Raw genomic sequence first — 16,051 nt, 5'->3', positions numbered from 1 at the left:
CAAGCCCCTCTGACCAAGGTCAGAGGGGCTTTTTGCCTGTCGGGCTGACAGGATTTGAACCTGCGACCACTTGACCCCCAGTCAAGTGCGCTACCAAGCTGCGCCACAGCCCGTTGCATTCGCTCTCGCTCGTGCTCGATGAGATTACCCCAGGACCCCCCTCAACATCCAAATCGGCTGGTACTTGGCGTGTGGTGGGGGTGGTGGGACGGACGTGACCGGGGGTCGAGTGGTCACCGGGTTGGGCTCCTGGTGCTCGGGTTGCGCGCACCGCGTGGTCCCGTCGTCCTGGATGGTCTCGGTGTCGGGCGGGCATACCGAGCCGAGAGTGATCCGAGGCTTCGGTGTGGCGCGCGATCGTTCGCCGGCGAGGTGGTCGGATGCCTTGGCGAACGACGGCGGTTCCATGTGCCGGAGGGGTGCGGCATGGGTGCTCGATGTGTCGGCCGGGACCCGCGTGCCTGCGGCGGCGGTCATGGGACGGCAATATTTTCGACATATGTTCGAAATCGTTTGTGCCGCAGGGTAATAAAGTGCAAAAGGGTGCGGTTTTCATCGCCGCTCTCGGGGTCGCGTGGGGTGGATTGCCTCGGCTGTGCTGCCGGTGGTTTCGGGGGCAATTGGACGATTGACAAGTCAAGATCGTTCGAACTACTGTTCAGTACGATGACCCCCGCCGCTCGAAAACCCCTGGTACACATGCCTCATTGGGTTGGCATGGCCACGTAGCGTGGCAGTCTTCAGCATTCGTTGCTGATCAATTTTTTTTGCACTGATCCTGGCGGCACAGCTGGGTCAGTTGACCTGGTCTGAAACATCTCCTCGGCCAGGGTCCCTGTGGAAGCACCCCATATCATGCGGGCTCTTCTCTAGGTCGCTGTCGCATCGAAATCCGTTGTGTCGAAAGAGGAATCATCTGTGTCGTCGCTTTGCTGTCGACGGGATCCGGACGCTGAGCGCTCGGTGCGATGGTGTTTGGCCACGGGTTGGCCAGGGTAGAAGAACGGAACTTGTTGGCCGCGGTCGTCTTCGACTGTTCGGCGGTGGATGAGGGCGCGAAGTGGGTGCGTGCCATGAGGAAGGATTTGCAGAGGTGACCGGATCGGCGTTTGCCGTCGCTATCGTGGGTATGTCTTGCAGGATGCCGGGGGCGGCCGATCTCGATAGTTTTTGGCAGTTGCTCACGGAGGGGCGCGCCGCGATCGGCGCGGCTCCCGAGAGCCGGGGGAGTATTACCGAGCGAGCCGGATTCGTCAGCACCGCAGGGGAGTTCGACGCGGATTTCTTCGGGGTCTCGCCGAATGAGGCGCGGGCACTCGATCCGCAGCAGTTGCTGGCGCTGGAGCTGAGCTGGGAGGCGCTCGAGGATGCCGGCCTGGCCGCCACGGCGCGCGAGGCTCGGCGCTGCGGTGTGTTCCTAGGCTGCACCGGAAGCGATTTCGCCGAAATTCTGGCCTCGCGGGGCGGCCCGGGGGTCAGCCGCCACTCGCTGTGGGGTGTCGGGCGCGGCATTATCGCCAACCGCATCTCGAACTATTTCGGTTTCAGCGGCCCGAGCATCGTGGTCGACAGCGCCCAGGCATCATCGCTGGTCGCGGTGCATCTGGCCTGTGAGAGCCTGCGCAGCGGCGAGAGCGATGTGGCCCTGGCCGGTGGTCTGAACCTGATTCTGTCGCCGACGAGCGGTGAGCGGATCGAGCAGTTCGGCGCGCAGTCGGTGCTCGGCGCCTGCTACACCTTCGATGCGCGCGCCGACGGGTTCGTGCGTGGCGAGGGCGGCGGCATGGTGCTGCTGAAGCCCCTCGCGCAGGCAATCGCGGACGGTGACCGTATTCATGGCGTCATTCGTGGCAGCGCGATCAACACCGGCAATGAACGCCGAGTGCTGAGCGCCCCGAGCCGGGATGCGCAGGCCGCGGCGATTCGCGATGCCCTGACCGCGGCGGGCGTCGAGGCGCCGTCGGTGCAGTACGTCGAATTGCACGGCACCGGCACACCCGCCGGTGATCCGGTGGAGGCCGCCGCGCTCGGCGAGACCTACGGTGTAGGCCGGGCGCAGGACGCCCCGTTGGCCGTCGGATCGGTCAAGACGAATATCGGGCATCTGGAAGGTGCTTCCGGTATCGCGGGCCTGATCAAGACGGTGCTCTGCCTGAGCCATCAGGAACTGGTGGCCAGCCTGAACTTCGAGACGCCGAATCCGCGAATTCCGCTCGCGGACCTGGGTTTACGGGTGGTGACGGGCACCGAGGACTGGCCCGTGACCGATGTGCGCAGGGCGGCCGTGTCGTCGTTCGGCATGGGTGGATCGAATGCCCACGTGATCGTGGAGGCGGCGCCCGCCATCGGGTCCGCCGCAGCCGCCGGTGAGGCCGGTGCGGTGCCGTGGGTGGTGTCGTCCCGTAGCGAGGCCGGTGTGCGTGCGCAGGCGGCCCGGTTGCGGGAGTGGCTGCTCCGCCATCCCGATTCGACCGCGGTCGATGTGGCGTACTCACTGCTGACCACGCGCGCCCAGATGGAGTGGCGCGGAAGCGTTGTCGGCCGGGATCGCTCCGAGCTGCTGGCCGGTTTGGCGGCCCTGGCCGACCCGACCGCGCCCGCCGTGGCGATCGAGCCCGCCACCGGGCGGGCCGAGCAGCGTCGCATCGCGTTCGTCTTCCCGGGGCAGGGCAGCCAGTGGGAGGGTATGGCGCTGGGCCTGCTGGACGCGGGTGGTGCGTTCGCGGAATCGATCGCGGAATGTGAAGCGGCGCTTGCGCCGTACGTGGACTGGTCGCTGACCGCGGTACTGCGCCGCGAGGCCGGCGCGCCCCCGCTGGATCGCGTGGACGTGGTGCAGCCGGTGCTGTTCGCGGTGATGGTCTCCCTGGCCCGGATGTGGCGAGCGGCCGGCGTGGAGCCGGACGTGGTGATCGGCCACTCCCAGGGCGAGATCGCCGCCGCCTATATCGCCGGCGGACTCTCGCTGTCCGATGCGGCGCGTGTGGTCGCGCTCCGATCGCGGGCGGTCGCCGAGGAACTGGCCGGTCAGGGCGGTATGGCCTCGATCGGACTCGGCGCGGATGCGGTCCGGGAACGGTTGGCGGCGTACGGGGATCGGCTCTCGCTCGCGGCCGTGAACGGTCCGGCGCAGACCGTGATCGCCGGCGATGTCACCGCGATGGAGGACTTCCTCGCCGCCTGCGCCCGCGACGGCGTGTGGGCCCGCCCGATTCCGGTGGATTACGCGTCGCATTCGAAGGCGGTCGAGCGGCTGCGTGATCGCCTGCTCGCCGAACTGGCGCCCATCCGCCCGCGATCCGGGTCGGTGTCGTTCTTCTCCACGGTTTCCGCCGACCGGCTGGATACCGCGGAACTGAGCGCCGAATACTGGTATCGATCCCTGCGGGAACCGGTCCGATTCGCCGATGCCGTCACGGCGCTGATCGCCGACGGCATCAACGGATTCATCGAGTCGAGTCCACATCCGGTGCTCATGATGGGCATCGGCGTGACCGCCGAGGCCGCCGGCGCGGCCGAGAGCGTCGCCGTTGTCGGCTCGTTGCGGCGTGGCGAGGGCGGCCCGGACCGCTTCCTGGCGTCGCTGGCACAGGCGTACTGCGCGGGCGTGCAGGTGGATCCGCGTGCGCTGGTCTCCGGCGGGGAGCGGATCGACTTGCCGCCGTACGCGTTCCAGCGTCGCAACTTCTGGGCCGGCGCGCCGGCCATTTCCGGTGGCCCGACCGACATCGTCGAGGTCCCCGAAGACCGCACGCCCGAGGGCGGTGAGCAGGCGTGGGATGACAGCCCGCTGGCACGCACACTGCAGGCGACCCCCGAATATCAGCGCGGCGCCGTCGTTCTCGACCTGGTCCGTGAGCAGGCCGCCGCCATCCTCGGCCACGAGTCGGCCCGATCCATCCACCCCGACCTGCCCTTCACCGAGTTCGGCTTCGACTCCGTCAGCGGCGTGGAGTTGCAGAACCGCCTGACCCGCGCCACCGGTGTGCCCCTGCCGTCGTCGCTCATCTTCGACCACCCGACCGCGACTGCGGTGGCGGCGCTACTGCAGGCCCGGGTCACCGGGACCGATCGGGGCGAGCGCCGGGTCTCGCGGCGCGCGAATACGGACGAACCGATCGCGATCGTCGGCATGGCCGCCCGATTCCCCGGCGGTGTGCGTTCCGCCGAGGACCTGTGGGACCTGCTCGCGGCGGGCCGCGACGCGATCGGTGAATTCCCCGAGGATCGCGGCTGGGACCTTGATCGGCTGTTCGACCCCGACCCCGACAAGCCCGGGAAGGTCTACACCCGCCACGGCGGATTCCTCGGCAGCGCAGGCGATTTCGATCCCGGATTCTTCGGCATCAGCCCGCGCGAAGCCTTGGCGATGGACCCGCAGCAGCGGCTGTTGCTCGAAACCTCCTGGGAAGCACTAGAAGACGCGGGCATCGACCCGGTGTCGTTGCGGGGCAGCGACACCGGTGTCTTCGCCGGCGCCTGCTCGTCCGGATACGCCGGCCGGGTGACCGGTGACCTGGAGGGCTTCCGTCTGACCGGCACCTCGCACAGCGTCATCTCCGGCCGCGTCGCGTACGCGTTCGGCCTGGAGGGCCCGGCGGTGACGGTGGATACGGCGTGCTCGTCCTCGCTGGTGGCCTTGCATCTGGCCTGCCAGGCGCTGCGCCAGGGCGACAGCTCGCTGGTGCTAGCCGGTGGCGTGACCGTCGCGGCCAGCCCGTACCTGTACGTGGACTTCGCCCGCCAGCGCGGCCTGTCGCCGGACGGCCGATGCAAGGCCTTCTCGGCGGCCGCCGATGGTGTGGCGTGGTCGGAGGGCTCGGGTGTGCTCGTCCTCGAGCGACTCTCGGACGCGCAGCGACTCGGCCACCATGTCCTGGCCGTGGTCCGCGGTAGTGCCGTGAACCAGGACGGCGCGAGCAATGGCCTGACCGCGCCGAACGGTCCGTCCCAGCAGCGAGTGATCGCCCAGGCCCTCGCCAATGCGGGCATCACCGCGGTCGACGTGGACGCCGTGGAGGCGCACGGAACCGGCACCGCCCTGGGCGATCCGATCGAGGCCCAGGCGTTGATCGCGGCCTACGGCCAGGATCGTGACGAGCGGGAACCGCTGCGGATCGGCTCGTTGAAATCGAATATCGGCCATGCGGTGGCCGCCGCCGGTGTGGCCGGCGTGATCAAGATGGTGCAGGCGCTGCGGCACGAGCGCCTGCCGCGGACGCTGCACGCCGAAATGCCGTCGCCGCACGTGGATTGGGCCGCGGGCGCGGTACGCCTGCTGACCGCCGCCGAACCGTGGACCGCGGGCGATCGGGTGCGCCGGGCGGGTGTGTCGTCCTTCGGGATCAGCGGCACCAATGCGCACGTGATCCTCGAGGAAGCGCCTGCCGCACCGGTTGCCGCGGGCGGCACTGCGAAGGCGCAGCCGGGCAGCGCCGCACCGGCGGCGCCTGCCGAGAGTGACAGTGCGGAGACACAGCCGGACAGCGTGGCACCGCCCATCCCAGTGCTGGTGTCGGGTAAGGGCGAGGCGGGTCTGCGCGCGCAGGCCGCCCGATTGGGTGCCTGGCTGTCCGAGCGGCCCGACATCGACATCGCGGATGCGGCCGAGGCGCTGGCGAATTCGCGGGCGCAGCTGGATTCACGCGCGGTGATCCTCGGTCGCGATCGCGCGGAGTTGCTCGGGCAGTTGGCGAATCTCGCCGAATCGGGGACCGGCGCCGGTGTCGTCACGGGCGCGATCGGTACAGGGACGACGGCCTTCCTGTTCACCGGGCAGGGCGCACAGCGGATCGGCATGGGAGCCGGGCTGTACGAGGCATTCCCGGTGTTCGCCGAAGCCCTGGATTCGGTGTGCGCCCAGTTCGATCCGTTGCTGGAGTGCTCGCTCCGGGACGTCATGTTCAACGGTTCCGCCGATGGCGGTAAAGCGGTCCTGAATCGCACCGAGTTCACCCAGCCCGCCCTGTTCGCCTTCGAGGTGGCCCTGTACCGCCTGCTGGAGTCGTTCGGCGTCACCCCGGATGTGCTGATCGGTCATTCGATCGGCGAGATCGCGGCCGCGTACGTCGCGAGTCTGTGGTCGCTCGAGGACGCCTGCCGATTGGTGGCGGCGCGCGGCCGTCTCATGGGCGCGCTGCCCGAGGGTGGTGCGATGCTGGCTGTCGGGGCGCCCGAATCCGAGGTGAACGAGGTCGTCGCCGCCTATCCGGGCCGCGTCTCGGTCGCCGCCGTGAATGCGCCGCAGGCCCTGGTGGTCTCGGGTGACGAGGACGCCGTTGCCGAGATCGAGGCCCGTTTCGCCGAGCGCGGCGCGAAGACGTCCCGGCTGCGGGTCAGCCACGCCTTCCACTCGCATCGAATGGAGCCGATGCTGGCCGAATTCGAATCTGTCGCACAGGATTTGACCTACAACCCGCTCCGGCTTCCGGTGGTCTCGAACGTCTCCGGCCAGCTGGCCGGAGACGAGATCATGGAGCCCGCCTACTGGGTTCGCCAGCTTCGGGGCGCGGTGCGATTCGCGCCGGGTATCCAGACGCTGATCGCCTCGGGGGTGCGCCGATTCCTGGAGGTGGGCCCCGACGCGGTGCTGGCGGCGCTGACCCGGCAGGCCCTTCCCGAGGACGCCGAGTCCGCTTCGGTGGTGGCCGCGGCCGCGCGCCGGGATCACGATGAGCCCCGACAGTTCTCGACGATGCTGGCGCAAGCTCACACCGCCGGTGTGCGGGTCGACTGGACACCCCTGCTCGGTCGCCGGTCGAACCGGCGAATTCCCCTGCCCACCTACGCCTTCCAGCATCAGCGATTCTGGCTGCCGCCGCGTCGCGAAGCCACCGGCGACTCCCAAGCTCACCCCTTGCTCACCGGTGTGTTCCCGGTGGCCGGTAAGGACGAGTTCGTTTTCACCGGCCGGTTCTCGCTGCCCACCGACCCGTGGGTCGCCGACCACATGACCTACGGCACCGTGGTGCTGCCCAGTGCGACCCTGATCGAATTCCTGCTCGTCGCGGGCAGCCGAATCGATTGCGGCGTCGTCGAGGAGCTGACCCTGGAGGCTCCGATCCTCCCGTCGGAAACCGACGAGGTCGAACTTCAGGTGTCGGTGCAGGAGCCGGAACCGACCGGCCGACGCCAGTTCAGCTTCTACTTCCGCAAGGCCGGCCGCGCGGGCGAATGGGTTCGCAACGCCAGCGGTGTCCTGGCCCCCGCCTGGGACGGCGATGACGCCCTGCTGGACCAGCTGCGCGACGAGGCATGGCCGCCGGCCGACGCCGAAACCCTCGACACCGCATGGATTCCCGAGCGAATCGCGAAGGGATCCGGACTCGAATACGGCCCGGCATTCCTCGGTGTCGACGCCGCCTGGCAGCGGGACGGGGCCGTCTTCTCCGAGATCACCCTGAATACGGCCGCCGCGCCCGAACCGGAGCGATTCGATCTGCATCCGGCCCTGCTCGACCTGGTGATGCATGCCGGGCTGGCCGGGCTCATCTGGCGCGATCAGGACAGCGACCCCGACACCGGCCGATTGCTGTTCCGCTGGGGCGGCGCGCGACTGCACCAGCCGCTGGTCAAGGCGACGACGCTGCGGGTCATCGCGGTCGAGAGCGGCCCGGAGACCATCTCCGTTGCGACCGTCGACGATTCGGGGCGGCCCGTGGTCTCCGTCGACGCGGTCGTCATGCGGCCCTATGACGTGAAACAGATGCGCGGCACCCTCGCCGCCGACGACTCCGACCTCTACGACATCCAGTGGACGCCGACAGCAGCAGCGACACCGGATCCCGCCGTGGACCGGATGGCTGTGCTCGGTTCAGCGCCGGTCGCCGGTATCGCCACTTATGCGTCGACTCCCTCGGAACTTGTTGCAGCACAATCGATTCCAGATATCGTGACCTGGCTTCTGCAAGGAGACAGCGATCCCACGGCCGTCGGTGGCTACCTGGAATCGGCACTGGCGACGGTACAGTCCTGGCTCGCGGAACCCCGTCTGGCCGACACCCGGCTGGTCGTGGTGACCTCGAATGGCGCCGCGCTGACCGGCGAGACACCGGATCTCGCCGCGGCAGCCGTCTGGGGCCTGATGCGCAGCGCCCAAACCGAATACCCGGGCCGATTCGTTCTCCTCGACACCGACCCGTCGGCCGACGCGCCTGCTGTCGACCAAGCTCTGGTCGCCGCAGTGATCGCGACAGCCGAACCGCAGGTCGCGGTGCGCGCCGGAGCCTTGCTCGTGCCCCGGCTGGCGAAGACGCGCGCCGACCAAGACGCCGCGCCCGGATCCGCGTTCGGCACCGGCACCGTCCTGATCACCGGCGGCACCGGTGGCCTCGGCGCACTGCTGGCTCGGCATCTGGTCACCACGCACGGCGTCCGCCATCTGATGCTGGCGTCCAGGCGCGGCGAAACCGCCGACGGCGCAACCGAATTGGTGCGCGAGCTGTCGGAAGCCGGTGCTGCCGTGCGCGTGGCGGCCTGCGATGTGGGCGATCGGCAGGCCATCGGCTCGCTGCTGGATTCCCTCGACGCCGATCATCCGCTGACCGCCGTGATCCACGCCGCGGGCGTCCTCGACGACGGCACCCTCGCGGGCCTGACCGCCGAGCAATTGCGGCGCGTGTTCACCGCGAAGGCCGCCGCCGCCTGGCACCTGCACGATCTCACCCGCGACCGGAACCTGTCCGCCTTCGTGCTGTTCTCGTCGGCCGCCGCAACGATCGGTTCGGCGGGACAGGGCAACTACGCGGCGGCCAACGCCTTCCTCGACGCCCTGGCGCACCGCCGCCGCGCCGAAGGGCTGTCGGCGATGTCCCTGGCCTGGGGGCCCTGGAACTCCGCCGGTGGCATGACCGGTGGCTTGGACCGCAGTGCCCTCGCCCGCTGGGAAAGGCTCGGCCTGCACCCGCTCGCGCACGACGCAGGCCTGCGGCTGTTCGATGCGGCCACCGGCCGCGCCGCCGCGCACCTGGCGGCGATCCGGTTCGACCCGGCCGAACTGCGCCGCGAAGCGGGCACCGGTGCCGTGCCGTCGGTGCTCCACGGTTTCCTGCCCCGCACCACGACTCAGGCTGCGGCCCCGTCGAGTTCGCTGGGCGCGCGCCTGAGCCGGGTACCCGAGGCCGACCGTACCGGGGTGGTGCTCGACCTGGTCCGCGAGCACGCGGCCGCCGTGCTAGGACACGGCTCCGCCGAAGACATCAGTCCCACCGAACGATTCGACGCCCTGGGATTCGACTCGCTCGGCGGCGTCGAATTCCGCAACCGGCTGGCGAAGGCCACCGGTGTCCAACTGCCGTCCACCCTGGTCTTCGACCACCCCACCGCCGCGGCGGTCGCCGCCCTGCTGCACAGCAAGATCGAGGGAACCGAATCCGGTTCCAAACCTGCCCGCGTCTCGCGCCGCGCCCGCGTGGACGAGCCCATCGCGATCGTCGGCATGGGCTGCCGATTCCCCGGCGGCGTCCGCACCCCCGAGCAGCTGTGGGACCTGGTCCGGTCCGGAACCGATGCCACCACGGAATTCCCGGACGATCGCGGCTGGGATCTCGAGCGCCTGATCGACCAGGACCCGGACAAGCCCGGAACGGTCTATAGCCGCGGCGGCGGATTCCTCGACGACGCAGCCGATTTCGACGCCGGCTTCTTCGGAATCAGCCCGCGCGAGGCCCTGGCGATGGACCCCCAGCAGCGGCTGCTGCTGGAAGCCTCCTGGGAGGCACTGGAGGAATCCGGCATCGACCCGATCACGTTGCGCGGCAGCGATACCGGCGTGTTCGCGGGCGCGTGCGCCTCGGGCTATGTCGACAATGTCACCGGCGACCTGGAGGGCTTCCGGCTGACCGGCACCACCCACTCCGTCGTCTCCGGCCGCGTGGCCTACGTGTTCGGCCTCGAGGGACCGGCGGTCACCATCGACACCGCCTGCTCGTCCTCATTGGTCGCGCTGCACCTGGCGTGTCAGGCCCTGCGTCAGGGCGAGACCTCGCTGGCGTTGGCGGGCGGCGTCACCGTGGCCGCGACCCCTTATCTCTCCGTGGATTTCGCGCGGCAGCGCGGTCTGTCGCCGGACGGCCGCTGCAAGGCGTTCTCCGCCGCGGCCGACGGTGTGGCCTTCGCCGAGGGCGTGGGCGTTCTGGTCCTGGAGCGGCTGTCGGATGCCCGGCGACTGGGCCACGACATCCTGGCCGTCATTCGCGGCAGCGCGGTCAATCAGGACGGTGCCAGCAATGGCCTGACCGCGCCGAACGGCCCGTCGCAGGAGCGCGTGATCGCGCAGGCCCTCGCCAATGCCGGGCTCACACCCGCCGACGTGGATGCGGTGGAAGCGCACGGGACCGGCACCCCGCTGGGTGATCCGATCGAAGCCAACGCATTGATCGCCGCCTACGGGCAGGATCGCGGCGACCGCGAGCCGCTGCGCCTGGGATCGATCAAATCGAATATCGGTCACACCGTCGCGGCCGCCGGTGTCGGCGGCGTGATCAAGATGGTACAGGCGCTGCGCCACGAGACCCTGCCCCCGACCCTGCACGCGGAAACTCCGTCCCCGCACGTGGATTGGTCGGCCGGGGCGGTGCGCCTGCTGACCCGTCCGGAACCCTGGCCTGCCGGGGGAATGGCCCGCCGGGCCGGTGTGTCGTCGTTCGGAGTCAGCGGCACCAACGCCCATCTGATCCTGGAGGAAGCACCCACCGCACCGGTCGTCGCGTCACCCGCCGCCGACGGCCCGCGCACGGTGCTGCCGTGGCTGGTGTCGGCCAAGAGCGAGAACGCCCTGCGCGCACAGGCGGCGAAACTGCACCGGTGGCTGATCGATCACCCCGACGCCGACGCGGCGGACGTGGCCTACTCGCTCGTCACGACACGTGCCCGGCACGAGTGGCGGGCAGCGGTCCTCGGCGGTGATCGCGACGAACTGGTGGTGCGGCTCGCGAAGCTGGCCGCCGGATCCGCCTCTGCCGGAGTGGTTTCCGGCACGGTGGGCTCCGGGAAGACCGCCTTCCTCTTCACCGGTCAGGGCGCGCAGCGGGTCGGCATGGGCGCGGGTCTCTCCGCCGCCTTCCCGGTGTTCGCCGCGGCCTTGGACGAGGTGTGTGCCCGGTTCGATCCCTTGCTCGGATGTTCCCTGAAGCAAGTGATGTTCAGCGGACACCTGATCGACGATCACGGAGTCGACGCGGAAACCGGCACCTTGGATCGGACCCGACTGACCCAGCCCGCGCTGTTCGCGTTCGAAGTGGCGATGTACCGGCTCCTGGAGTCGTTCGGCCTCGCCCCGGACCTGGTGGTCGGGCACTCGATCGGCGAGCTGGCGGCAGCGTACGTCGCTGGTGTGTGGTCCCTGGACGACGCCTGCGAGCTGGTCGCGGCCCGCGGACGACTGATGGAGGCGCTGCCCGCGGGCGGTGCGATGCTGGCCGTCGCCGCGGCCGAGGCCGAAGTCGCTGCCATGATCGCCGGATTCGGTGACCGGGTATCGGTGGCCGCGGTGAATGCTCCTGCGGCCGTGGTGGTCTCGGGTGACGAGGACGCCGTCGACGAGATCGGCCGTCGGTTCACCGAGCAGGGACGCAAGACGAACCGCTTGCGGGTGTCGCACGCGTTCCATTCCCCACGGATGGAGCCGATGCTGGCCGAGTTCGAGACCCTCGCCGCGCGCGTAATGTTCAGTGCACCGCGAATTCGGTTGGTGTCGAACGTCTCCGGCCGGATCGCGGGCGACGAGATCCTGGCTCCCGGGTACTGGGTGTCCCAGGTGCGCGCCGCGGTGCGTTACGCCGACGGTGTCGAGACGCTGACGGCGTCGGGCGTACGCCGGTTCCTCGAAATCGGCCCCGACGCGGTGCTGGCGGCGATGACCCGGCAGACGCTCCCCGCCGAGGCCGAGGCCCGATCGATGGTGGCTGCGGCCGCCCGCCGGGACCACGACGAGGTCGAGCAGTTCCTGACGATGCTCGCCCAGGCACACAACGCCGGGGTGGCGGTCGACTGGAGTCAGCTGTTCACCGCCCGCCCGATGGCGCGAATCGCCCTGCCCACCTACGCCTTCGACCATCGGCGGTACTGGCTCGAACCCCACCTCGACGAGCCTCGGACCGCCAGCTCGGAACACCCGCTGCTCACCGATGTGGTGCGGGTGGCCGACCGTGACGAGTGGCTGTTCACGGGACGGCTGTCGCTGCGCGCCCAGCCCTGGATCGCCGACCACACCACCTACGGCGTGGTGCTCGTCCCGAGCGCCGCGCTCATGGAGATGCTGCTGGTCGCCGGTCGGCGGATCGGCTGCGGCGCCGTGGAGGAGCTCACCCTCGAGACGCCGATCCTGCCACCGGCGGAGGGCGAGGTCGAACTCCAGGTCCTGGTGCGGGAACCGGACGCCGAGGGACGCCGATCGTTCACCTTCCACTACCGCCTGACCGGCGATGCCGCCGACGGCGAATGGACCCGCAATGCCAGCGGCGTGCTCAGCGCCCGGCAGTTGATCGACATCGGGCTGGTGGACATGGTGCGCGCCGCTTCCTGGCCGCCCGCCGATGCCGAACCGGTGGACCCCGAATGGATTCCGGCCCAGGTGGCGCGTGCCGCCGGACTGGAATGGGGACCCGCCTTCTTCGGCATCGAGGCGGCCTGGCGCAGCGGCGACACGGTCTTCTCCGAGGTCGCCCTGACCGAGGACACCCCGGCCGACCGGTTCCAGCTGCACCCGGCGCTGTTCGACATGGTGATGCATGCCGGACTCGCCTGCCTGATCTGGCCCGACCACCAGGGCGACGCGTCCGAGGGCAAGCTGCTGTTCCGCTGGGGCGGAACGCAATTCCACACCGCGTCCACCGTGACGAGGCTGCGGGTGATGGCCATCCAGCGCAGCAGTGAGGCGATCTCCGTCGTGGCCGTCGACCAGGACGGCAACCCGGTCGTCAGCATCGACGAAGTGCTCATGCGCTCCTACGACGTCCAGCAGTTCCGTGCCGCGCTGCCGGGCGGCCGCGCGGCACGGTACGGGTTGCGCTGGGCACCGGCGGAGGTGCTCGCCGACGCCACGGCCCCGAGCGTGGCCGTGCTCGGGGCCGGGCAGGTGGCCGGAATCGATGAGCAGTACCCGGATCTGGCGACGCTCGCCTCGGCTCCGATCGTTCCGGGCGTCGTGGTGTGGTCCGAAGCCGCAGCGCTGCACGATGATTCGCAACCATCCGCACGCGATCGGGTCGATACCGCCCGGTGTACGGTGCGGGACTGGTTGGCCGACGAGCGGTTCGCGCGGTCGCAGCTGGTCGTGGTGACCGGCCGGGCGGCAGCGCTGCCCGAAGAGATACCGGACACCGGATCGGCCGCGGTGTGGGGGCTGATACGAAGTGCCCAGACCGAGTATCCGGGGCGGATCGTACTGCTCGACGCCGAGGAATCCGCTGGTGTGCAGCACCTTTCGGCCGACTCGATCCGAGCCGTGATCGCGACCGGAGAACCGCAGGCGGCGGTACGGGGCAATAGTGTCCTGGTGCCGCGGCTACAGGCGCTGGCATCCTCGGCGGCCGAGCGGGTGTCGTTCGGTCCGGGGACGGTGCTGATCACCGGCGGTACCGGGGGATTGGGTGCGCTGCTGGCCCGCCACCTGGTCGCCGACCACGGGGTGCGGCACCTGCTTCTGGTCTCACGCCGCGGCGAGAGTGCGGACGGTGCAACGGAACTCGCGGCGGAACTGGCGCGATCCGGTGCCGAGGTACGGATCGCCGCCTGCGACGTCACCGACCGCGACGCGCTTCGGGACCTGCTGGCCGCCGTGCCCGCGGAGCATCCGCTGACCGGTGTCGTCCACACCGCGGGCGTGCTCGACGACAGCGCGTTTCACACGCTCACCCGCGACCAGATCGACCGGGTGTTCGCCCCCAAGGCCGATGCGGCGTGGGCTCTGCACGAGCTCACCCGCGACATGAAGCTGTCGGCGTTCGTGATGTTCTCGTCGATCGCCGGAATGATCGGTTCGGCCGGGCAGGCGAATTACGCTGCCGCGAACAGCTTCCTGGTCGCTCTCGCGGTGCAGCGCCGCGCCGCGGGACTCCCGGCGCTCGCGCTCGCCTGGGGGCCGTGGCAGCAGGACATCGGTATGACCGGCGTTCTGGATCGTGCCGCCCTGAACCGGTTGGAGCGACTGGGCCTGGACCCGCTGGATCGTGCCGAGGGCCTGCGCCTGTTCGACGAATCGCTGACCACGGCGGAACCGGTATCGGTGCCGGCGCGGCTGGACACCGACAGACTGCGTATGGAATCGCATTCCGGTCCGGTGCCCGCGGTGCTGCGCGGATTCGTTCGTCATCGCGCCCGGTCGGTCGCAGCGCCGAGCAGCGCGCAGTCGCTCGGGGACCGTCTGCACGGTGTGGCGGAAACGAAGCGCCGCGGGTTCGTCCTGGACCTGGTGCGGGAACATGTGGCGGCGGTGCTGGGCTACGGCTCGGCCGACGACATCGGACCCGACCGGGGCTTCAACGAACTCGGTTTCGATTCCCTCGGCGGCGTCGAGTTCCGAAACCGGCTGGCGAAGGTGACGGGGCTGTCGCTGCCCTCGACCCTGGTATTCGACTATCCGACGGCGGGTGATGTCGCCAACTACCTGCTGGCGCAGACCGTGGTGACCGCGCCGGCGCAACCGCCGTCGGCGACGGCCGGCGACCTGGCGCGGCTCGAGGCACTGCTCGAGCGAATCATCGCCAGCAGCGGCGACAACGACGAGATCGTCACCGGATTGCGGGGCGTCAACGAGCGCCTCGTCGCCCACCTGGGCGGTACATGGTCGCGCAGCGGCTACGACGATCTCGAATTCGATTCCGACACTGCGCTATCCGACAGTGAGCTCTTGGATCTGATCGACGAGGAGTTTGGCCCAGCATGAGCAACCCCGGCACCAGCAACGAGGAACGGCTCAGCCGGTATCTGCGCAAGCTCACCGGAGACCTCCGCGTCGCCAAGAAGCACATCCAGGATCTGGAGGACCGGGCCGGCGAACCGATCGCGATCGTCGGCATGAGCTGCCGCTATCCGGGCGGGGTCGAAACTCCGGCGCAGCTGTGGGATCTGGTCGCCTCCGGCACCGACGCCATCGGGCCATTCCCGGCCGACCGCGGCTGGGACCTCGCGCGGCTGTTCGACACCGATCCCGATACGCCCGGCGCCATCTACACCCGCGAAGGCGGATTCCTGGATGCGGCAGGCGATTTCGATGCCGGATTCTTCGGGATCGGCCCGCGCGCGGCCCTGGCGATGGATCCGCAGCAGCGCCTGTTCCTGGAAGCGGCCTGGGAGGCCCTGGAGGATGCGGGCATCGATCCGGTGTCGTTGCGCGGCAGCGACACCGGTGTTTTCGCCGGTGTGATCCATCAGGACTACGGCCCCCGCGTGGGTTCGCCGGGCCTGACCGCCGAGGCGGAAGGCCATGCCTACCTGGGTGTTTCATCCAGCATCCTCTCCGGCCGGGTCGCCTTCACCTTCGGGTTCAAGGGCCCGGCTCTCTCGGTGGACACCGCGTGCTCGTCGTCGCTGGTCGCCCTGCACCTCGCGTGCCAGGCGCTGCGGCAGGGCGACACCTCGCTCGCCCTGGTCGGCGGCGTCACCGTGATGTCCGATCCGGCCCTGCTGATCGCGTTCGGCCGCCAGCGCGCGCTGTCCCCGGACGCGCGGTGCAAGGCCTTCGCGGCGGCGGCGAACGGGACCGGATTCTCCGAGGGCCTCGGCATGCTCGCGATCGAGCGACTGTCGGATGCCCGCCGTCTCGGCCACCCCGTCCTCGCGGTCATCCGCGGCAGCGCGATCAACCAGGACGGCGCCAGCAACCGTCTGACCGCCCCGAACGGCCCATCGCAGGAAAAGGTGATCGCGCAGGCCCTCGCCAATGCCGGTCTGACGCCCGGCGACGTCGATGTGGTCGAAGCGCACGGCACCGGCACCACCCTCGGCGACCCGATCGAGGCCCAGGCGCTGATCGCTGCCTACGGCCGCGGACGCGTCGGTGCTCCGCTGCGCCTCGGTTCGCTCAAGTCGAACATCGGGCACACCTCGGCCG

Annotated in this window: 2 protein-coding genes and 1 tRNA gene (1 of these 3 running past the window's edge); 2 read left to right on the top strand and 1 reads right to left on the bottom strand. The window is 69.7% G+C overall.

From position 1 onward, the window contains the following. Positions 1-39 precede the first annotated feature (39 nt). Positions 40-113, bottom strand: a tRNA-Pro gene (locus AB0L60_RS33985). 947 nt (positions 114-1,060) lie between these two features. On the opposite strand from AB0L60_RS33985, the gene AB0L60_RS33980 reads away from it, so the two are divergent. Next, complete coding sequence (locus AB0L60_RS33980; RefSeq protein WP_364622692.1) at positions 1,061-14,884, top strand: type I polyketide synthase; 13,824 nt, start codon at positions 1,061-1,063, stop codon at positions 14,882-14,884. Next, positions 14,881-16,051: the 5' end (the start) of a type I polyketide synthase gene (locus tag AB0L60_RS33975; RefSeq protein WP_364622689.1), read on the top strand. The gene runs 14,588 nt beyond the window's last position; the window shows 1,171 of its 15,759 coding nt (coding positions 1-1,171); its start codon is at positions 14,881-14,883; its stop codon lies beyond the right edge, outside the window. The genes AB0L60_RS33980 and AB0L60_RS33975 overlap by 4 nt, the downstream gene beginning before the upstream one ends.

This window comes from Nocardia sp. NPDC051981, from assembly GCF_040680715.1.
Lineage (GTDB): Bacteria > Actinomycetota > Actinomycetes > Mycobacteriales > Mycobacteriaceae > Nocardia.
This window is presented reverse-complemented; position numbering and strand designations above follow the sequence as displayed.